Origin of the sequence: Bacillus sp. RZ2MS9, assembly GCF_001816185.2 — a bacterium.
GTDB classification, from domain to species: domain Bacteria; phylum Bacillota; class Bacilli; order Bacillales; family Bacillaceae_G; genus Bacillus_A; species Bacillus_A cereus.
The window spans coordinates 2,612,412-2,632,744 of record NZ_CP049978.1; the positions used below are offsets into that span (position 1 = coordinate 2,612,412).

Below are 20,333 nucleotides of genomic sequence, written 5' to 3' on the forward strand. Positions count from 1 at the left end.
TTTTACGATTAACAATTTACGTATGTTGTTATTGTAGCTATTTGTAGTTTAAACTATATTATTTTACCTTTCATCTAAAATGCCTTCTATTTCATAAATCCGTCAAATTCATTATTTGTATCTATAAAGTACAAATCGCATAGCAGCAGCTAAGACAAATATTAAGTACATGTAAATTGTTTTTATTTAGTAAATTCCTTCTTATACGCAACAAAGAACATATGTTTCATTGTATGTTATAGAAGAAAATATGTCTCTAATAAAAGAAAGGAAGGAGAGGATGTAAGTGCACATAGAGCGAAAAAAGAAATCAAAATGTAAACTATCAAAATCTGAAATCATGCATTTGTATACTGAAGGGAAGAGCACCTCAGAAATCGCTATGCTTGCTAATGTGTCTGCAAGGTATATTCGTATGGTTTTATCAGACAGCAACGTCCCAAGGCGCGCTATAGGGAGTTGGAAGAGAAAGTATGACATAAAAGAAAATTATTTTAAAACTTGGTCAAATAATATGGCTTATATTTTAGGATTTATAGCAGCTGATGGCGTTATACAAAAAGAAAATCAATGCGTCAGTATATCACAAAAAGAAAGTTATATTTTAGAAGATATAAAAAAAGAATTAAACACCAACCAGCCACTTTATCAAAACAAAAAAACAGACGTATATATGCTAAACATTAATAGCAAAACAATAAAAGACGACCTTATGAACATACATGGAATCATGCCATGTAAATCATTAAATATTAAATTTCCATTCGTGCCTGAAGAATATTTACATCATTTTGTTCGTGGATATTTTGATGGGGATGGTCATGTTAATTCTCATAAATACTTTGTTAGCTTTGTTGGAGGATCATATAATTTTATGAATTCTTTTAAAGATATCCTTGAGAATAATAAATTCCAATTAAGTTTTGTTGACAAAGAAAAACAATATCGTATTTACCTAAGTGGTAAAAATAATGTTAATAAATTTTCACAGTGGATTTATAAAAATAAAGGTTTGCATTTAAAGCGTAAATACAATATTTTTCAAGAAAAAGAATAATTGTAATGATGATCGAATAATTCACAAACAAGTTCAATTATAAAATTAAAATTCACGATAAATTATTAATTAAAATCAAAGTAATTCCTAAAGCAAACAAATTATAAATATAGTTTAGTCAATTTCAAAGCAACTTGTTTAAATTTAATAATTAAACAAGTTGCTTTTTATTATGTTTTATTAATTATTATTTATACTAATCCAGCATCAACGAACTTTTCATTAATAAATAAAGAAAAGGGAAGTATACCAAACTAAGCTAACTTATAATAAGTTTATTATTTTTTACTAGTAGACATAATATATATTATAGGTAGTTACAGAAACAAAGCGATATCGGGTATCAAAAACCAAGTAAACTATACTTAATGAGACGAAACAGAGATTTTTAGTGAGATTTACACAAAATCTTATCTAAACGAATTTCTACAGTTTTTATCATTTATTTTGCTATAAATCCATCACAGCAAATTCAAATCAATAATCAATTAAGAATTATCGAATCAAAAACATTTTTGATCGACAAGAAATTTTTTTATACAGAAAAATTATTTCTATACAAAATATAAATTAATAATTATATTTTATGTTTTACTTTATGAATTTATTGCTATTTGCACACGTTTTACAACTTCACATTATTTGTTGTTATTTCTGTTATTTAGGCTTGACTTTCATTACACTCATTGTTTCTTATCCTAGTTAACATAACGCTTATTTTTAACATAAAAAAATCCTCCTCACCTTCAGGAAGATTTTTTATTTGCTATTATTTTATTTATATCTTCTAGTAACAATCCCAATTGTAAATGACATTGGAAAAATCTAGATTTAACAGCTCTTCCTTACGTATAAAGAAATTAGCAACCCCAGAATCGCCCCACATAATATTTAATGAATCGTCTGTATCAATTTGCAGCAATAATATGTCATGTTGCTGGTATTTTTCTTCCCATTCTCTCGGATCTGTCTGTGTGAAAAATGGATATCCACCAATTTTATGTCCTTGATCTTTACATAAATCATCATACAGTTCGCCTAATTCTGTATTATTTTCTTCATCAACAATTTCTTCCCAATCAATGTTATCACTAAAAATCATTTCAAATCGATAATCTCTTGGTGTTACTGGTTGATAAGCTAACTCAAAATTCAGTTTTGCTGCTTCAGGTATGATAAAGTCTTCTAATTCTAAAGTGTTTAAATAACTAAAATCAGTAATTACCTTATTTAAATTTTCTATAATTGTAGAATGATAAATAATTCGAAAGTCTTTTTGGATTGTTGGATGATCAAAATCTGCTCCATAAAGCTCATCATCAGCACTTACGAAAAACTGTAACATTCCCTTTTGAGGCATATATTCAACATGCGGAATTTCTTCAAAGTTTAACTGCGCAAGTAGCATCATAGGTTGTCCATTTGAGTCTTTAGGATGCTCTTGATCTATAGGTAAATACGGATAACCACCAAACTTACTCTCAAAAAGTGTTGTCTCTGCTAATGTTCCAGACACTTTAACATACGGTTTTATACTTTCTTCTAAAATACTACGATACTGCTCTAGTTCTGTCGGAATTTGAAGTTGATACGTATTCTTCATCACATTTGCCTCCCTTTAGTAATGAATTGAAAATGCCTTACTTAATTATATAGCAAGAAATAGCTTTGTGAAAAATTGTTAAAAGTCCGTTTTCACCCTCGTTTTTTGCGCACTTGGTGGACAAAGTAAATTGTGTTCTAAAACCTTTTTATTAATAGTTCGAATTAAATCCGCTGCTTCTGCCGCATTTGTATTTTCTTTTAGTCTTTCTTTTAAATCGTCAATTTCTTTTGAAAGCTCAATCCACCTTGGTAAAACATGATTATTTGCTAAAGTTCTATAAAGTTGTTTTTCAGGATTGTAAGAAAGATCTTTATCGAGATTAAGAGGTTTACCTTTACCAGGTAAATTATCAAAAGCTCCTTTCTGTTCTGCTTGTTTAACGATAGAACTAATATGATCCTCATACGTATACGACCAAACTTTCTCATCTTTTACTAAAATCTCTTGCTTTTTTAGTTTTTTATCTAGTTCTTCTTGATTCATAGCTTCTCTCTCCTTTTTATTTTTTAGTGTCGTTTTTGTAAAATTCAATGCCCTTAATCCTTCGAATAGCTTTTCTCGCCACCACACGCTATCATGACCGCCTTGAAACTCTTCATAAGTAATTGGGTATTCCTTTTCTTTTAAAGATTTATACAGACGTCTATTAGCCGTTAAAAGAGGTTTGTTTTCAAGTTCTCCTACTGCTATGTAAGAATAGAGATGAGTCGCATTAGAATCTATTGATTAAATTTGATTTTCAATCCAAGGAATTGCATTTTCATAATCATCTTTTTTCCAATGTACGGATCCAGACATTGACAACACATTTCCGAAAACATGTGGATTTTGAAGTGTTGCATAAAAAGCTGCTAAGCCACCAAGACTGAAACCAGCAATTGTTGTATGTTTTGCTTCTTGATGCACACCACGGAAGTAATTCCTCCTTGAAAAATGCATTCATTTTATCATTATAAGTTAGCTCTTCTAATCGATCGACAGGATCTATAGCAACAGCAATACAAGATGGGATTTCATTTTTGTAAATTAAATAATTAAGTGTTTTTGCGATTGGAAGGTTATGAATGAATTCCCATCAAATACAATGAGAAGTTCTTGAAGATGTGAAGTGTGAGAATAATCATGAGGCGTATAAATATGAATTTTACGTGTGTTATTTAAAATCGAACTATAAAAAGAATATGTTTCAATCTTTCCGGATGGATAATCATTTGAAGGAAAACGACTGCTATACTGCACGTCCATACCTATTTTTAACACAGACGCTTTATTGGTACCTTCTCCATCACCTCTCTTTCTCCTTTGTAGTATTCTATATGTAGTTTTTTCATTAGAATCCCTATATAAAAGTAGTCGTAAGTTATGTGTTTAGAGAAGTTATTGATTAGAAAGATGATCAATTGCTTGAATAGAAAGTTCCAATGATTTTATTCTTCTTTCTAACAGTGTTCTTTGAGGACTCCCAAGCTTTGACTTAACATAAATCTTTTCAATTGATGGCAACAAACCAATTAGAACATTTCGAGCGTCTGCTAAATCCTCTTGGGTGTAATGATGGGTTTCTTGATTCCAAATACTTTCTAACATAGCTAAGCCGATACTAGCTGCTTTGAGTCTTTTTTTCACTAATGTAGTATTTGCACCTTTTTGAGTCATCTGAGATAGCGCATTTTCAAGTTTACGGATTGTTGACTGTAAAGACTGTATAGATTCTACTTTATCTACATTTGATACGTTTTCCATATTAAACCTGTCCCTTCTTCGTTTCTAAATTAGTTTTCTTGATATTTGATAATACCATTTAGAAGCGAATTTTACTTGAAATATTTGAGTTGGACATGAATTGAAAGGAAAACAGCTAACAAGCTTCTATCTCCTCCCTCTTACATATTCTATATGTACTTCTTTTTTCTCGTTAAAATACCTACATGGACAAGGTGTTAATATTGTATATTTTATGAACAAAAAACGTACAAGCAGCATCACTTGTACGTTTTTTGTTCAGTAAGATAATAAAGTAATAGCTTACGGGTCTTTTCATAATTCATGAAATCTCTATATAAAATGGGATAATTCATAATCTCTGTTTCTAGAAAACGATATTGCGGAAACCACTCAAAAAACGATTTTCTTAGCCACTTAATTTGATTAAACACAATCTCCTGTTCATTATTATTAAGCACGTAACTTAAAGTACCTGCTGTATGCATCCAATAATAATTTAAATCAGCGCTTATACAATCATCTTCTGTAAACGTATTATTAAAATCTTTTCTTATTTTTCGAATGTCACAATTCGGAAACGGTTTATACAGTGGACTAGACGTGTTCTGCAATTCATTAAAAATAACCTTTTTACCTACCACCCCTTTATTTCTCTAGCCAATTTAATAAGTTTTCATAATGATATTGAGCATCGATATACCCAAGATTATATAGATTAACGAGCTTTTCCTTATTTCTTTCTATTCCGCTTATAGGAAGCTGTACACTTGGTTGAATTACATAAAAATTATCTTTTTGTTCTTCTTGATTCATATAAGATATCGTCTCGTTATAAAAACGATAATGGTCTACTAAATTCTCTGCGATTTTCGGATATTTTCTATATAGAATTTTAGCTAGACCAGAAAATTTATTTCGCTGCTTCTCGTATCCTTCTGGCTTTGTCATAATTACAACGTTCTTTTCATAACCATCAGTTTGAGCTTTTAAAACTGGTATAGGATCTATAATTCCTCCATCTAGTAATTTTCGATTATCATATTCTACAGCAGGTGCTATAAACGGCACAGAGCTGGATGCACGGATGATTTTTAAAATATCATTTCCATGTTCTGTTTTATTATAATAAACAGCTTGTCCTGATTCGCAATCAGTCGTCCCTATAACAAATTGTTCATTACAGTTTAAGAAAGTTTGAAAATCAAATGGAACAATTTTATTAGGTACTTCATCAAATAAAAAGTCCATTCCAAATAATTCGCGTTTTCGAATTAAATTTCGATAAGATATATACCTGTAATCTGATACTAGCTCTGTATTTACTTTCTTATTTCTCCCTTGTTGACGCGACAAATAGGTTGCTCCCATACAGGCTCCAGCTGATACGCCGACTACATATGGAAAGAATAAGTTCTTTTCCATGAAATATTCGAGTACACCTGCAGTATATAAACCTTTCATTCCTCCGCCCTCTAATACTAAACCGATATTCTTCATTCTATATCCCTCTGCTTCTTTTTTCTTAATTTCATATTAGCATAAGATTTTAAGATGAGGTTATATAAACTAATTACAACAATAACCAGAAACTACTAAAGTAATGTGATAATATCTTTGTGAGTAACATGTTACAATATAAGTAATTCATTCCACATATATTAAAGGAGGAATTTAATATGGGTTTATTTAGCGGTATTTTAGGAAATGCATCAAATACGAGTTCTGAAAGTGTAGAACGTGATTTAGAGAAGATTATGCTAGACGATGAAAAAGTAGAGCATGCTTATAAATTAATTCGTGATCTAATCGTATTTACAAATCGTCGTCTTATATTAGTAGATAAACAAGGAGTAACTGGCAAAAAAACAGAATACCATTCTATTCCTTATAAAAGTATTACACAATATAGCATCGAAACGGCTGGGCATTTTGATTTAGATGCAGAACTTAAAATTTGGGTGTCTAGTATGGAGGAACCAATTACGAAAGAATTTAAAGGTGACGATAGTATTTTAAGCATTCAAAAAGCGCTAGTAACCTTTACGACAAAGTAGTGGTTTTTGAATCTTTATTCATTTTCGAAATTACTAACCCGAGCATTTTGGAAGAACATACATTATTTTTGTATATTTAATCTAAAATAACATAAAAAGGTAAAGCGTATTTTAAATGCTTTACCTTTCTTTTTTGTAATAAACAAGTGTAGTTTTATCATTTAATTTCTTTATTACTTTTGTTCTTTTATACCCCATTTTCTCGTATAGAAAACAATTTCTTTCTTCTTCTAAAATCGTAGCAAGTTCAAAACTTCGTGCTTCTGGAAACATTTCTTCAATTAAAATAAGTACCTTCTGAGCAATTCCTTTCCCTTGATAGATTGGATGAATAAACATTGGACTAATCCAAAATTTATAAGGTAGTTCTTTTGCGGATATACATATCGCTCCAACAAGTTTCGAATCTATTATCACCTTATAAAAATTACTGCTGGGATTATTTATTCTAAAAATAGTTTTTTCAATAGTTTCATTTGCTGGATTTGTTTCATAGTCTTTATATTTATGTAATAAAGAGCTAAATGAGTCTATTTGCATTTGAAATATAACTTCTGCATCAGTTTCTGTCACCTTTTCTAATATAATCTCCATGTTACCAATTTAGACGCTTTCTTAAAGAAGTAATATGAGCGGTATGGTGACGACCATGCCATGCATATAGTCCTATTGCAACAGCAAGTTTTGTTTCACCAGTTTCAGGATGGTTAAATGTCTTTTCTAAATCTTCAATTTCTAGAGAATATAAAAGATTAACCCATCTTTTATGTAATGAATCTAGCATTACTAGTGAAACATCTACCGGTAATTTTGAATCAGGTAACTCTGCCCACTTCTCTTCTTTATACGGCTTAATAGTTGGATTCTTTTCTGTCAGTGCTAATTTAAAGCGTATGTAGCTATTCATATGGCTATCAACGACGTGATGAACTACTTGACGTACAGTCCAACCTCCAACGCGATATGGTGTATCTAACTGCTTCTGATCTAAATCTTTAATTGCCTTTGTTAGTTCATTAGGTAAATCTTCAATTTCTTGAATCCATGTATCAATCATTTCTTCAGTTATAGGACGTTTGTATGTAAATTGGCCAATTGGATAACGTAAATCATTCATGAATAAGTCCTCCTTATTATAAGTGCGAAGTATTTCTCCAAATATAGTGTACAAACTTCACATGTTCTCCATTTAATTCTACAGATGTTATATCTGATTCGTTTTGATAAGAAGAAAATCCGCTTTTTTCTAGTACAATTTGTGATGCGAGATTATTAGTCGTTGTTTTAGCATGAACTTCAGTAATTTCATTATTTTTCGCTACATCTAAAATTAATTTTACGGCTGCTGTTGCAACTCCTTTTTTAGTGAATTTTTCTCCGACACGATACCCGAGCGAACTAATTCGAGTTTCCGTATCTATATCTACTAAATTGATTCGCCCTACAATTTCTTTTTCTTCATTACGAATTAAATAAAAATAAGAATCTCCATCTGCCTGTTCAATTAATAAATCGTCTAGTAGTTTTTGGAAATATTCAAATTCAAAATATTTCGAGCCACGATTTGGTACCATTGTTTCAAAAAAAGATTTATTTGTAAGTTCAAACGTAAATAAATCCTTAGCATCTTGTTTCTTTAGTTGCTCTATGTATATTTCCATCCCGTATTCTCCTTCTTGATTTACTAACTGTTATACATTCTTTTTTAATCAATTATATTCCTGCTATTTCTTTCGATTAAGTAATACAGATAGTAGCACTTTCGGATGAAAGAGATGAAATGGACTACGAATTAAATTCATCACTCGTACTAACCGAATATAAACATCAGAATTACTTGCGGATAGTCGATATATTTGCTTCGTATACCATAGTTGAAATTTTTGTTTTGTAGTTAATTCTCTCTTTAGTTGCGGGTGACGTGATATTTCTGTTGTTGTCATATCCCAAGGAGTTTCTATTATAGTAGCTGCCTTTTTATAAAATTGTTGTGTAAATGTTTTATCAAGTTGTTTTCTATCTTGCAAAAGTAATTGCAATTGGTGAGCCTCCATAGCAGCAACTGATACGCCTTGGCCGAAAACGGGATCAAAACGACATTGCGCATCTCCAATAACTAATAATCCTTCTGGTACATTATTCACTAAATCAAATCGCCGGCGTACTTGATAAGGAATTTTGTATGTCTTTATATCAGTAATTCCCTCAGCCTTATTTAAGAAGTCTGTAACATTAGAAATTGATAGATTTTCAGCAAAATCATAAAACTCATCATCTGTTTGTGGTGCTTTCTCATTTGCGTATCCACTAAAAGTAACAAAATAACGATTATCTTCTATCGTTTGAATAAGAACGCCATAAGGGTTATCAGGGAAACTAGGAGACATTAGCATATTACAACAATCTAACTCCTCATTTTCTTTAAGTTTGAACATTTTCGTTGCGTAAAATAAATCAATACGAACTTTCTCTTCTTGTACTTTAATTTCGTATTCTCGTAGCCACTCTATACTTTTTGAGCCAAATCCACTCGCATCAACTACAAGATCCGCATGAACTTCTTCTTGTGTGTTTGTCTCTAAATATTTAACTTTTACTCCACACACTTTGTTAAGCTTTGCATCTACCAATAACCCTTTAACCAATGTTTCATATTTAATAGTAATATTTGAAATTTGATGTATTCGTTTTTGAATATGCCATTCTAGCAAAGGACGACTTTGTTGAATCATATGTACTTCCCCTATGAACGGTTGTTTCCATAGACCGAATTGATGCCATTTCAAATCACGCGTAAAGTTGTTTATAATACTACCCGCTTCTATTAATTCATTCGTAATATTAGGAAACAATTCTTCAATTGCGTTTTCTCCACCTTTTAATAACACGTGAGGATGATTACTTTGTGGAACTCTTTTTCTCGAAGACTTTCCATCCCACCTTTCATCAGCTTCTATAATGATTACTTCTTTAAAAGAAGTTGATAATGCTTTTGCTGCAAACTTTCCTGCCATACTTCCACCAATAACGATAGCCTTATTAAACATATTTTCCCCCTTAATAAAAAGAGATCCTGCCTTGTATGAATGAAACAGGATCTTAAACTAATTAACTTCTTTATCATTATACTTAAAATACATCAGTAAATTGCAACATTAAAATTAAAATACCTAATCCCCATACGTAATACGCGAATACTTTTAAGGAGTGACGTTTTAAATATTGAATCATCCATGAAACGGCTATGTATCCAAAAAACGCTGCTGATAACGTTCCGACAATTAAAGATGTACTAGAAATAGATTCTGCTTTCCCTTGAAAAACGTCTACAAATTGCAAAATGATAGCTCCAACGATGGCTGGTGTCGATAGTAAAAAAGAAAAGTAAGCAGCAGTTTCACGGTCTAATTTTCTCCATAATGCAGCGACAATTGTCATTCCAGAACGGGAAATGGCTGGAAAAATAGCAGCAGCTTGAAATGAACCGATAATTAATGCGTCTTTATATGTTATGTCATCCATTTTTTTACGACCATTCTTTTGTTTATCTGCCATGTAGAGAAAGAATCCGGTCACTAAAAACTCCCAACCGATCGTGATTCCTGTTTTTGAAATATCTTCAAAGAAATCTTTAAACAATAAACCAATTACAACTGCGGGTATTGTCCCAACGATAAGTAATAACATGAGCTTTGAAAATGGGTTTTTAATTAAATATATAAATTCTTTTTTGTAATAAATAAAAACCGCAAGTAAAGTCCCAATATGCAGCATCGTATCTAAAAATAAGCCAGCCTCATCTAATCGGAACAAATGCCTTCCTAAATAAAGATGTCCGGTACTACTGATTGGTAAAAATTCTGTTAAACCTTGAATTATACCTAGTATGAAAGCTTCTAACCAATTCATGATGGTCTCCTTTCTCTTTTGCTTGTACCAATATATGAGGGTTAAATTTTCGATATGAAAAAAACTATATTTCTCTATGAATTTACTTTTTATTTATGGATATATATGTAAAGAGAGTTAAGGAGGGTTATTATGTGGAAGCACACAAAATTCGGTAATGTATTACTTTGGGTGGGCCCTATCCTTGTATTTTTAGGACTATGTATGACAAATGTTATTTCAGATATTCCTTTCTTTGAGGGAAAACATAAAACGGTTGGTATTGTACTTATATTTATAGGTGTAATCTGTTTTGTTGCTGCTAATCATTTGAAAAAAGGAGAAAGATATGAAGAATAAATCTAAATAAAAAACAATCCTTGCATATTAGCTAGGATTGCTTTTTATTAATGTTGATTATTTGTAGAATACTTTATCAACGTTATATTTCGCTTTGTATTCATTAATGATATATGTTTCGTAAATTTCTCTTTCTGTTGGATCTTCTACGATACATGCATCAATGCGGTATACTTCATCACGGTGATTTTTAATTGGTGAAACATTATCTTCAAAATGCTTCTTAATACGTTGTCTAATTTTACGAGCTTTACCTACGAAAAGAAGTTCGTCATTAATATTGTAAAACATAAAAATGCCGCCTTTATCTCTAGGGAACAAGTGGAAATCAATAAATCCATTAATTGGAGTAATGATTGGCTCGTCTCCTTTAATAACTTGTTTACGTTCAGTAATTGAAACATCAGCTTCAGGAATATTAATTTTAATCAAGTTCATTCACGTCCTCTTTTATTATAAAGATAAATAATAGCATACATAAGTAAGAAAAGCTATGTTCAGAGGCATATTTCATTTTATAATTCAAATATTATAGGTGTATCATGTAAACTTTTCTTCCAAATCATATGATCACTGGATTCTCCCCAGTAATCTTTCAATACATAGCTAGGTTTTCCAAACTTTTTCATCCATATACTTTGCGCATTTTTATATCCACTATCTAAACAATATTCTGTTATCCCTCTGCTAAGTAATGTAAGAAACATTGTATGTAGTAATAAACTCCCTATTCCCTTTCTCTGATACTCCGGAAGTATGAATACAGTTCCTATTTCATACAAATTTTTAAGTACACCACCTGTACAACTATTAATCAATGTACTTGCTGGACCGATTTCGATTGTTCCAATGATTTTATCGTTACTTGTATCAATTGCTAATAAAAAGTAACGACTTTCTCCGTTACTATCAAAGTCACTTTTCAAATACTGCTTTTTTGAGTTAATTTCATTTTCTATGTCATCTAATAATTGTGACAATCCTTCATTTTTGTATGTATTCGTAATAACTATACGGAAAAATAAATATAGTTCATCTACATCATTCAAATTCGGTCTTCTAACTGCAACGTTAGTCATGAATTCAATCTCCAATCCTCATTATGCCATTGTCAATACAACACTTTATATAATCTATTCATCATTATTCTGCAAAAACCTGCATAAATCCAACAGTATAGAAAGCTCATTATAAATATTGATAAAATAATTTTTATATCCATAGTTGTATGAACAGCAGGACCAAGTACCGGAAAATGGAAAACATCGAGAACGATCATAATACCTATAAGTAGACAAGTTGCTGAAAAAGAAACAATCCAAATTCTCCTCTTTAATTTTAAAAAGGATACTCCTAAGGCTAGACCTAATAAGCCTGTAGTAAAAGGAAAGACAATTAGTTCACTGGGCTCAATAATAAATAATAGAAAAATAGTAAGAATATAAGAAAGTATTCCCTCACGAATAGAATAGAAAATAGCAAAAAAAATCGGTAATGTCGAAAATGGACTAATGAGCAAACCTATACCAGGAACTAAGTTCCCAGCTGCTTGAAACATGGTGGCCAATGCACTCATCAAAGCTGTAAATACTAACTTATTCGCAAGGGACAATTTTCTTTTATGAACAAAGCTCGTATCATGTTCTATCATCAGTTGATACCAATAACGTACAAACCAATTCATTAAAATACCCCCTAAAGATACCACATTCATTACTTTCTATATTATTCATACACTTATGGTTTATGAGTTGCTTTCTACTAGTTATAAATCACTATATAATAGATACTTATAGATTGAAGATTTTTAGGGGGACAAGTCAAGTTGTGCGTTTTGGAAGCAGAATAAACTCTTTATGTTTTTAAACTGAGAATTTATATCGTATCAAGGAATAATTTCAAAAATGGTACCTTTGTTAAAATCAGTTACTTTCATAGAACTGTAAACTCCTAAATATAATTTAGTTTGATCCGAATTTGTTCCTAAACTCATATAATAAGCTGGTTGCGTACCAAAATCATAATTGGTTTCAATAGCATAAAAGTCAGCATGTTTACCGTCTGTACCTGCTCTAGTATAGGCTAAAACACCCTTAACTGGAGACTGAGATTCTCCTTTCTTGGCAAGGTCAGTAAAAACAACGCTACCTGTTAAATTTGGAATTGCATTTCCCATATATGGCTGAACTCCTGTAAGTGAAGTTCCTCCAAACTTATCTGTTCTAGAATCTTTATGAAAATAACTAAGTAGAGGCAGAATACGCTTCACTGAAGTTTGTATTGTTTCATCATAATAAACCATTGTTCTCTCATCCAAAGTCTGATTCTCAGAGCAATGTCGTATAAAAGAAGTAGGCAAATCCCCTTCCCATCCTCGCCACCCAAAATTGATAAACCCATCTTGATTGAGAGTTAACCTCATAAAATGCATTTGAACAAGTTCTGTTACCGGTATAGGTTTATATTGAACAAATGAAAAAATAGACTCTACAATATCTTGTCCGACATTTCCGGCGTATTTGATATATTGATTATAAAACCTTTGAAATGAAATGCCAGTTATATTACGTACTCCTTTTGCAATTACTGTAAGTGTTTCTTGTATAGATAAAGGAAGTTCATTAAAGCGTGTAACTACAGGAGGGTTATTTATAAATGTATTTTTACTTACATCGATTTCAATTATTTTTCCTGCTATTTCTAAATCATCTTGGCTTAAATTAAATGGATCATAACCTGATCCGCCATCTCCATTTGTAAAAACAAGTTTTCCAGTCTCAGGTGAAAAGTTTAAACTATTGACTCCGTTATGATTAAAAAATGGTCTTCTTACATTCAGTAATGTTCGTCGTTTTTGAGCTTGACCATTAGATTGTAAAGTCCATTCTTCCACTGTATCAATGTGATCATATTGCGTATTTCTATTAAACCACTTTAAATTTAACGTTTTAGGGTCACAAGGATTCGGTTTAAATTGCTCAGAAAATGCACCTGGCCCTTGAGTTCCAGCTACTGAATAATGAAGATAAAATAACCTATTTTGATAAAATTGTGGATGGAACGCAAGTCCAAGCAATCCGCGTTCATCATAACCGCTACTAGAAACACCTTCTTCAAATGTACCTAATTTAATAATTAGGTGACGAATATCTAAAAATGTCTTTATAACTCCGTCCCCTATGTAAAAAATCTCCCCTAATTGAGTTGCGATAAATAGTCTTTCGGTCGATTCACCTGGAAGTATCGTTGTTTTCAATACAGTTGGTAAATTTACGTTATGAACAATGGGTCGTAAACTAACTTTAACTTTTGTCAATTAACTGTACACCCCTTTTTCTTCTTTTTTATAGAAGAATATGATTAGAGTAGTTCTGTTAGTATCAAATAAGTCGCATTCCTTTTTATTACAATTTTGTATATAATATAATTATAAATAATCTGGGGGACGAACTATGATAATCGTACTACAAATCATCTTACCACTGATTTTCACAGTCTATTTATTTACCCTCTATCGTAAAGGGACGTATGGATCAGCTTCATTTCTTTTAGCAGTCATGATAGGAATTTTCGGTTTAGAGAATATTTTTCAGCATGCTAGTCTAACAGATCATGCTATTTATCCATATTGGGGCAGTTTGAAGGCTGTTGTTATCGTTTTATCAGTCGTATTTCTATTTAAAAAAGGTGGTTTAACAGAAAAATATTGATTTTTAATGCGTTACATATTTTCTTGTTAAATTGCTTTTATTTTATAAAAGAAGAAATATTTATGTAAAAACACGAAGGGATGTGTTACATATGTCTATAAATATTATTTCAATAGTATCTATCATAATATGGATTGTGTTAATTACAGAACTTATAAAACCTTCAAAAGAACAGAATGGACGAAAAATAGTAACTTTAGTAACTGCTGGTTCCGCATCAACACTTATTTTGACGGTTTCATTTATTCAAAATGTCCCGTTTTGGAATTGATAGTGATATAACTAACAAAAATATGTATAAATAAAAAGATTAGGATTTACTCCTAATCTTTTTATTTTTTGAGGTAACACCATATGCCCAGCAAGCTAAGGTCTTGAAATAGCCCCTAAACAAAATTTGAAATTTTTCTAAAGTTATTTATGTGAATTTAACTCGTTTTCAGGAACATATATGGTCCTTTTATAATTTGAAGTTCTTTTTAAGCTTCTTATATTTTCTATACGAACGCCTAACAATGTTTAACATAAAATACGGTATTTTAACCGGGAAAGGCAATTTATATATGAAAGGAAAATAAAAGGTGAAATATGCCTTTTCTAGATCTCTCCACTTACTATCTTCTTTTATTTTTAAGAAATCAGATACATCGACTACATATCCCCTTCCTTTTTCCATCATCACATTTTTCCCGTGAACATCACAAGGAGTTAACCCTTGTTCCCTCGCATACTCTAAAGCCTCATTAATATCAAGTATTACTTGCTTAGGAATTTTAATACCCTTATGAATAGCATCGTATAAGGTAATTTCTTTTAAACGTTTCAATACTATGAAATTTTCCCCTTTATATATAAGCTTTGAATAAGAAGGATGATCTCCAATTCTTCGGTATACTTCTGACTCTTTTTCAATTCCTTCTCCTTCTCGCACGTAAACTTTCACTACCCAATCTTTGTATTCTTTGTGCATGAATACTGCGGCATAATTACCTGTTCCTAAACACTTCCAAAGTCTAGGAATATCTTTAACTACTACAGGCTCGAATTCATCCTCACTTCTTATACTTACCTCTTTTAATAATTCGTCATTTATCAATCCCACAAAACTATTTATACTCATCATTCCCACTCCGGTTTTGCTAAAAGGGGGCCCACCCACATTTTAACGAAAATATACACTAAGCGAATTTTAGCATAAAACGAGTCATCTTTCTTCCTAAAATAAAAAGCTGACTCGTTTTATTTGAACTGTTGAATACTTAATATTTATTTCGTTATTCATAGTCAAAAACCGTACGATATAAAAATATTTCTAACTATTTTCATTTTTTCAGAGGCAACTGTATAGGGCTTTTCTTCGTGCAAGTTCTCTTCGTTCATTACCCATGCCAAATCTATAAAATATTGTTTAGAAGTGTAGCAAGGGTTTGTTAATGGTTCAATTCTTCTTCCACAACTATTTTTGTTAGCAAAAACTTTTATTGTTTTAATAGTCTTTTGTTTAATTCCCACAATGCTGTTTTGTTGCTATCCCATTTCAAAAGCGTTACTGCTTCCTCAAAGCATAACCATTTATAATTAAAGTGTTCTTTAGATAATGATATGTTTTTTGTAGGGACTTTAACTCCAAAAGAAAATTCTTTTATTACATAAACCTCTTCTCCCCAAAGGAATCCTCTAACTACATCCTCTACTGGTAGTGAAGACACAGAATCTAATTGTATATATGGACATTCTCTTGTAATACCAGCCTCTTCAAACGCTTCCCGTTTTGCTGATTCAATAGGAATCTCACCGACTTCTCCGCCACCAGCTATTCCTTGCCAATAACTATAATCACTTCGGTTGAAAATAGCATATTGAATGGAATCAGTAGTTTTTATATAAGGAAATATCAATACTTGATATGGCGCTCTCATTGCTTAAGCTCCTCTCAAAAAATAAGTTTTAAATAAATATAAATAAAGAGCCGACATCACAATTCTACATTATTAATGCAGGTTTATAATGTCGGCCTTCTATTTTTAAAGAATTTTATTTTTCATAAACAGGCTTACTCTTAACAGAGGGAAAACTGCTTATTCCTTGTCGAATTTGTTTAGCATGGTTCTTCCTAAATGTTAGCAGTACCCTATATTATTCAATTGCGCCAGCAACATCATAATCATTTAAATCTAACTCAATTGGTTGTCCCAGCGCTAATTTAGCAAGTTCCGCTCCTAAGTATGGACCAGCTGTTAAACCCGAAGCTCCTAATCCATTCGCAACGAGAATTCCTTCAAAGTTAGGTAGTGGTCCGATAACAGGTAAGAATCCTGGTGTGAATGGTCTGAATCCAACTCTCGTTTCAAGCATTGTAGCATTTTCTAAGCCAGGTGCAACTGCTAATGCCTTATGGAATACTTCATGTAAACCACCTGCTGTTACACGATGATCGAAACCAGTATCATTCTCATGTGTTGCACCAATTACGACATGCCCATTGTCAAACGTTAAAATATATTGATCGTTCGGTGGCATAACAACTGGCATATTTTCTGTTGCTGTATTCTCGATTTGCAGATGAACAATTTGTCCTTTTTGGAATGTAACTAAGAAATTAATTCCTAATGGATTCAAGATTTCATTCGCCCATGCGCCTGCAGTTACAATAACCTTTTCTGCTAAAATTGTTTCATCGTTTACTGTAACTCCCGTAATATGATTTCCTTCACGGACTAATATAGCATCGCCTTTTATTAAAGTTGCACCATGTTTTTTCGCAGCACTTATTAATGCATTGCGTAATAATCTTCCATTTACTCGTGCAGCACCACTAATATGAACAGAACTATATTCGTCTGATAATGCTGGGAATAATTTTTTTGTTTCTTCAGCTGATAAGCGAGTGATTTCACCAATCTCTGGGGCATCTTCACGTCGTTTATAAGCTCGCTCTTCCATTTGATCTAACTTTTTCTCGTCAGTATGTAAACTAATTGCACCTACACGATTATATCCTGTGTCAGTTTCACCGTCTTCTTCTAATTGCTGAATTAACGAAGAATAGTAACGTGCACCGCCTTTAACAATTTTATACCATGCTTTATTACGACGCTGCGATAGCCATGGACATACAATACCTGCTCCTGCATCAGTTGCTTGTCCTAATTGTTGGCGATCCACGATAGTAACATTCGCACCTGCCTTAGCAAGATGATAAGCAGTAGACGCTCCTAAAATTCCAGATCCAACTACAATATACGATTTCATTTCAAACACCTTTTCTCTTTTGCTAATTATATAAATATAAGAACATTCCTTAGTATAATGGAAGGAATGCTTTTTTCAATGTACTCATCACAATTAATTGTTGCAGCATTGTGACTTTCTTAATCATTATTTTTTCTTCTTACGGAATAATTCAATTGTTTTATAGCCTTGTGAAAGGATCTCTATCATTTTCTCTAGACGTTTTTCACGTGTTTTTTCTTGTTTTACAGAAAAAAGATTACGTGCCCAATCTTTCTGATATCCAGGCGTTAAACTTTGATAAAACTTAAGTTCATTCGGATGATTAGCTAATAATGCTTCAACATCTTTAATTCGATCTACATAATCGGCAACACATTGACTCATAGCAGATGTTTTCGTTGTTTTTTTCTTCTCGCGTTTTAAACCTACAACAGTAAAGACTTCATCCATACTTACCATTCGTGCAAATTTAATGTCGCTTTCTCCCACATAACCATCTTCTCCAACGTTTAATGCCGGAAACATCTCATCACGGTGAATAAACGTACTATAACGAGCATTACCTTTTTTCGGATATGCGAAGAATACGTAACCTTTTTCAATTAGTAATTCTTCATTACTAATAATAAAATTCGTTTGTTTCACCATTTCATCAAGCGTTTCTACAAATATAAAGATAGCATCGTGTTCTTTTGAGAATGCAGTTTCTTTACCTGTAAAAATGTCATAATCACTTGGTTCGTTAATAACGACCATATTTGTATACTTATTAAGTTTCAATTTATCAATAACTGACATAATAATCTTCCTTTACATTCAAAATTCATTGTACATACTTTTTCGTACTGTTCTAGTGTATTATATGTATTAAGAAAATCAAACTTTAAATCGTATTATTCTGCTGCAAAAGAACATAATTCTTTACTAGATGGGGTGGTTTTATGCCATATGTAATTCGAGATGAAGGGCTAGTTTTACAAGGGGATGATGGAAAAGAACCAATTTTTCATACATATGAAGAAGCTGAGAAAACATTAAAAACACTAACTATACCGCAGTTTCCGAAACATATTAGAAGAAAACCATTTACACCAAAAATAATAAAGATAGCCGCTTCTGAATAAGAACCGGCTATCTTTATTATTCATAACTTAATAGCAAATAAAGTATATAAAAACTCTTTATATTGATCTTCTGTAATTTCATGCTTAGTTTTTTCCCCACGAATAGCTTCAGTTAAACTTGTATTCGTTAATGAAATATGACCGGAGTTCGTCAACTTTACTGCAATTGGTCCTTTATTAAAAATAGACTTCTCATCTTCTATCACTCTTCTTTGAACATCGTTTACTATTATCTCATCAATATTATGTTTATAAAAAGCATGACAAACTTTCCATTCTCCATCAGTATCTATTCTTTCTAAAACATAATTTCCCTTACTCGTATCTTTTCGTCTCACCCGGTACGAACCATTTTTTGAAGAAACAGACTTACCAGTAAAAGGTACAGGAACAAGAGGTACTAACGAAGCTATACCTACATCAATTAAATACTGTACATTATCATAAGTTAAAATAATTGTTATATGGCCATCCTCAAGTGCCCATGCATTTATATCGTTTTTATAAACCGTACCTAATGCCAGTTGTACATCATAGCCACAGTCTCTTAAGAAATAGTAAAAAAGAGTATTTAATTCGTAGCAAAGTCCACCACGGGAACTAGTTAAAATTTTCTCTCGTAAGTTTTCCAGAGAGATTTGATTCGTATTTCGTGCTATAACATCTAAATTCTCAAATGGTATAGTGTGTGCAAATGAAAAGAGTATAGTAGGTAATTCTTCAAACGTTACTTCATTACGTTTTTTAAGATTTAATCTTGTGAAAAGCTGATTTTGTAAACTTTTCATAATTAGCACCCCTTAAAAATTTATAAGTTTAAATAATATATGCTGATTGTAAATTTTAAGGGGCACTGTAACAATGTACATTTCATTTAACTGTACCGGTACAAAAATTACGATTCACAAGGTAAATTAATAGAAGGCGTCATTACAAATGTCTTTTCTGTAATTACTTCTTTTTGGGGAAAATCAAAAGCTACGAATATAAATTTAATAGTTTATCTATAGGCAAATTATTAATATCACTTAAATCAACAAAATAGTGAAGTTGCCACGTTTGGCTCCTTTTAGCTTGATTGCTAACAGTGGTATCCCAAACAGGATAAATTCTCATTGCCATTTTCCCTGTTTGACTTTGTGTTCTCAATATTTTTTCTTTAAGAAGAATCTCTTTAGGAAAAATAAATTGTCCTAGTTTATTATCAGCAATACAAGTGATTACTAATAAATCAGGAGCAGCTTCATAAGAGAAAGCTCTATTTCGCATATTTTCATCTTTCTCCCAAAAAGAAACAAATTGACCAATTTTATTAGGAGTAACTTTTGATTTTCTAAAACGAATGGTTTTGTTATTTAAGTGGAATAAACATCCTGCATATTCTGCGTTTTGCTTTTCTTCTTTTAGATTCGTAATCATTAAATTGTTAGGTTTGTAAACTATATTGTTTAAATCTCGGATCGTATCATTAAAATTGTTCAAGAAAACTCCCCCTTTATTCATCTCTTAGTTTACCACAAACATCAGTTCTTCTATATCGTATATAATCATGAACTAAGTGAAATGGGGGAATTT

At 31.5% G+C, this 20,333-nt stretch carries 26 protein-coding genes and 1 pseudogene; 6 read left to right on the forward strand and 21 right to left on the reverse strand.

Annotation, left to right across the window (positions count from 1 at the left end; translation table 11 throughout):
- Positions 1-286: 286 nt before the first annotated feature.
- On the forward strand, positions 287-1,057 hold the full coding sequence (locus BHV55_RS13350; protein ID WP_070757825.1) for an LAGLIDADG family homing endonuclease: 771 nt from the start codon (positions 287-289) through the stop codon (positions 1,055-1,057).
- A gap of 787 nt (positions 1,058-1,844) precedes the next feature.
- On the opposite strand, the gene BHV55_RS13355 is transcribed toward BHV55_RS13350, so the two are convergent.
- From BHV55_RS13355 to BHV55_RS13375, 6 genes and pseudogenes are all read right to left on the reverse strand, one after another.
- On the reverse strand, positions 1,845-2,660 hold the full coding sequence (locus tag BHV55_RS13355; RefSeq protein WP_070757826.1) for a YwqG family protein: 816 nt from the start codon (positions 2,658-2,660) through the stop codon (positions 1,845-1,847).
- Between the two features lie 78 nt (positions 2,661-2,738).
- Positions 2,739-3,146 (reverse strand): DnaJ family domain-containing protein, encoded by a 408-nt coding sequence (locus tag BHV55_RS27475; protein WP_033667379.1) that lies wholly within the window; start codon positions 3,144-3,146, stop codon positions 2,739-2,741.
- 24 nt (positions 3,147-3,170) lie between these two features.
- Positions 3,171-3,950 (reverse strand): annotated as a pseudogene (locus BHV55_RS27480) (alpha/beta hydrolase); the annotation flags it as partial.
- A 90-nt stretch (positions 3,951-4,040) separates the two neighbouring features.
- The gene (locus tag BHV55_RS13365) at positions 4,041-4,406 is read right to left on the reverse strand and encodes a hypothetical protein (protein ID WP_000432685.1); all 366 of its coding nucleotides are present in this window, start codon (positions 4,404-4,406) and stop codon (positions 4,041-4,043) included.
- Positions 4,407-4,645: 239 nt separating this feature from the next.
- A complete protein-coding gene (locus tag BHV55_RS13370) occupies positions 4,646-5,029 on the reverse strand; it encodes a YxiJ-like family protein (protein ID WP_048567634.1) in 384 nt (127 codons plus the stop codon).
- 4 nt (positions 5,030-5,033) lie between these two features.
- Entirely contained in the window at positions 5,034-5,885 is an 852-nt protein-coding gene (locus BHV55_RS13375; RefSeq protein ID WP_000789291.1) for a patatin-like phospholipase family protein, read from the reverse strand.
- Between the two features lie 179 nt (positions 5,886-6,064).
- On the opposite strand from BHV55_RS13375, the gene BHV55_RS13380 reads away from it, so the two are divergent.
- Entirely contained in the window at positions 6,065-6,442 is a 378-nt protein-coding gene (locus BHV55_RS13380; RefSeq protein WP_000522476.1) for a PH domain-containing protein, read from the forward strand.
- A 120-nt stretch (positions 6,443-6,562) separates the two neighbouring features.
- Here the strand turns inward: BHV55_RS13380 and BHV55_RS13385 are convergent, their stop codons facing one another.
- The 5 genes from BHV55_RS13385 to BHV55_RS13405 form a co-directional block, all read right to left on the reverse strand.
- Positions 6,563-7,036, reverse strand: a complete 474-nt coding sequence (locus tag BHV55_RS13385; RefSeq protein ID WP_070757828.1) for a GNAT family N-acetyltransferase — start codon at positions 7,034-7,036, stop codon at positions 6,563-6,565.
- 1 nt (position 7,037) lies between these two features.
- Positions 7,038-7,559 carry a YfiT family bacillithiol transferase gene (locus tag BHV55_RS13390; protein WP_000999070.1) on the reverse strand — a complete coding sequence of 174 codons (522 nt, stop codon included), beginning with the start codon at positions 7,557-7,559 and terminating at the stop codon, positions 7,038-7,040.
- A 16-nt stretch (positions 7,560-7,575) separates the two neighbouring features.
- Positions 7,576-8,103, reverse strand: coding sequence for a GNAT family N-acetyltransferase (locus BHV55_RS13395; protein WP_000409242.1), 528 nt, complete (start codon positions 8,101-8,103; stop codon positions 7,576-7,578).
- A 63-nt stretch (positions 8,104-8,166) separates the two neighbouring features.
- Complete coding sequence (locus BHV55_RS13400; protein WP_000482044.1) at positions 8,167-9,489, reverse strand: FAD-dependent oxidoreductase; 1,323 nt, start codon at positions 9,487-9,489, stop codon at positions 8,167-8,169.
- 82 nt (positions 9,490-9,571) lie between these two features.
- Positions 9,572-10,351 carry an undecaprenyl-diphosphate phosphatase gene (locus BHV55_RS13405; RefSeq protein WP_001104298.1) on the reverse strand — a complete coding sequence of 260 codons (780 nt, stop codon included), beginning with the start codon at positions 10,349-10,351 and terminating at the stop codon, positions 9,572-9,574.
- A gap of 132 nt (positions 10,352-10,483) precedes the next feature.
- Here BHV55_RS13405 and BHV55_RS13410 point away from each other — a divergent pair, with 132 nt between their 5' ends.
- Positions 10,484-10,690 (forward strand): hypothetical protein, encoded by a 207-nt coding sequence (locus BHV55_RS13410; RefSeq protein ID WP_000265477.1) that lies wholly within the window; start codon positions 10,484-10,486, stop codon positions 10,688-10,690.
- 57 nt (positions 10,691-10,747) lie between these two features.
- On the opposite strand, the gene BHV55_RS13415 is transcribed toward BHV55_RS13410, so the two are convergent.
- The 4 genes from BHV55_RS13415 to BHV55_RS13430 all read right to left on the reverse strand — a co-directional run bounded on the left by BHV55_RS13415 (position 10,748) and on the right by BHV55_RS13430 (position 14,006).
- Complete coding sequence (locus tag BHV55_RS13415) at positions 10,748-11,128, reverse strand: nucleotide excision repair endonuclease (protein ID WP_001048941.1); 381 nt, start codon at positions 11,126-11,128, stop codon at positions 10,748-10,750.
- 77 nt (positions 11,129-11,205) lie between these two features.
- The gene (locus tag BHV55_RS13420) at positions 11,206-11,769 is read right to left on the reverse strand and encodes a GNAT family N-acetyltransferase (protein ID WP_000185961.1); all 564 of its coding nucleotides are present in this window, start codon (positions 11,767-11,769) and stop codon (positions 11,206-11,208) included.
- A 32-nt stretch (positions 11,770-11,801) separates the two neighbouring features.
- A complete protein-coding gene (locus BHV55_RS13425; RefSeq protein WP_001103992.1) occupies positions 11,802-12,374 on the reverse strand; it encodes a YybS family protein in 573 nt (190 codons plus the stop codon).
- Between the two features lie 201 nt (positions 12,375-12,575).
- Positions 12,576-14,006, reverse strand: coding sequence for a PQQ-dependent sugar dehydrogenase (locus tag BHV55_RS13430; protein WP_070757830.1), 1,431 nt, complete (start codon positions 14,004-14,006; stop codon positions 12,576-12,578).
- A 136-nt stretch (positions 14,007-14,142) separates the two neighbouring features.
- On the opposite strand from BHV55_RS13430, the gene BHV55_RS13435 reads away from it, so the two are divergent.
- Positions 14,143-14,400, forward strand: coding sequence for a hypothetical protein (locus tag BHV55_RS13435; protein ID WP_000587708.1), 258 nt, complete (start codon positions 14,143-14,145; stop codon positions 14,398-14,400).
- 91 nt (positions 14,401-14,491) lie between these two features.
- Positions 14,492-14,671 carry a hypothetical protein gene (locus tag BHV55_RS13440; protein ID WP_000026326.1) on the forward strand — a complete coding sequence of 60 codons (180 nt, stop codon included), beginning with the start codon at positions 14,492-14,494 and terminating at the stop codon, positions 14,669-14,671.
- Between the two features lie 189 nt (positions 14,672-14,860).
- Here the strand turns inward: BHV55_RS13440 and BHV55_RS13445 are convergent, their stop codons facing one another.
- The 4 genes from BHV55_RS13445 to BHV55_RS13460 form a co-directional block, all read right to left on the reverse strand.
- Entirely contained in the window at positions 14,861-15,520 is a 660-nt protein-coding gene (locus BHV55_RS13445; protein WP_000026533.1) for a protein kinase family protein, read from the reverse strand.
- A gap of 358 nt (positions 15,521-15,878) precedes the next feature.
- Positions 15,879-16,319 carry an NUDIX hydrolase gene (locus BHV55_RS13450; RefSeq protein ID WP_001202618.1) on the reverse strand — a complete coding sequence of 147 codons (441 nt, stop codon included), beginning with the start codon at positions 16,317-16,319 and terminating at the stop codon, positions 15,879-15,881.
- Positions 16,320-16,536: 217 nt separating this feature from the next.
- A complete protein-coding gene (locus BHV55_RS13455) occupies positions 16,537-17,652 on the reverse strand; it encodes an NAD(P)/FAD-dependent oxidoreductase (protein WP_000844389.1) in 1,116 nt (371 codons plus the stop codon).
- A 126-nt stretch (positions 17,653-17,778) separates the two neighbouring features.
- A complete protein-coding gene (locus BHV55_RS13460) occupies positions 17,779-18,432 on the reverse strand; it encodes a YdeI/OmpD-associated family protein (RefSeq protein ID WP_070757832.1) in 654 nt (217 codons plus the stop codon).
- A gap of 143 nt (positions 18,433-18,575) precedes the next feature.
- Between BHV55_RS13460 and BHV55_RS13465 the strand changes: the two genes are divergently transcribed.
- Positions 18,576-18,758 carry a hypothetical protein gene (locus tag BHV55_RS13465; protein WP_001147161.1) on the forward strand — a complete coding sequence of 61 codons (183 nt, stop codon included), beginning with the start codon at positions 18,576-18,578 and terminating at the stop codon, positions 18,756-18,758.
- Positions 18,759-18,778: 20 nt separating this feature from the next.
- Here BHV55_RS13465 and BHV55_RS13470 read toward each other — a convergent pair whose 3' ends face one another.
- Positions 18,779-19,546 (reverse strand): arylamine N-acetyltransferase family protein, encoded by a 768-nt coding sequence (locus tag BHV55_RS13470; RefSeq protein ID WP_070757834.1) that lies wholly within the window; start codon positions 19,544-19,546, stop codon positions 18,779-18,781.
- Positions 19,547-19,736: 190 nt separating this feature from the next.
- On the reverse strand, positions 19,737-20,240 hold the full coding sequence (locus tag BHV55_RS13475) for a MepB family protein (RefSeq protein ID WP_001058767.1): 504 nt from the start codon (positions 20,238-20,240) through the stop codon (positions 19,737-19,739).
- Positions 20,241-20,333: the final 93 nt, after the last annotated feature.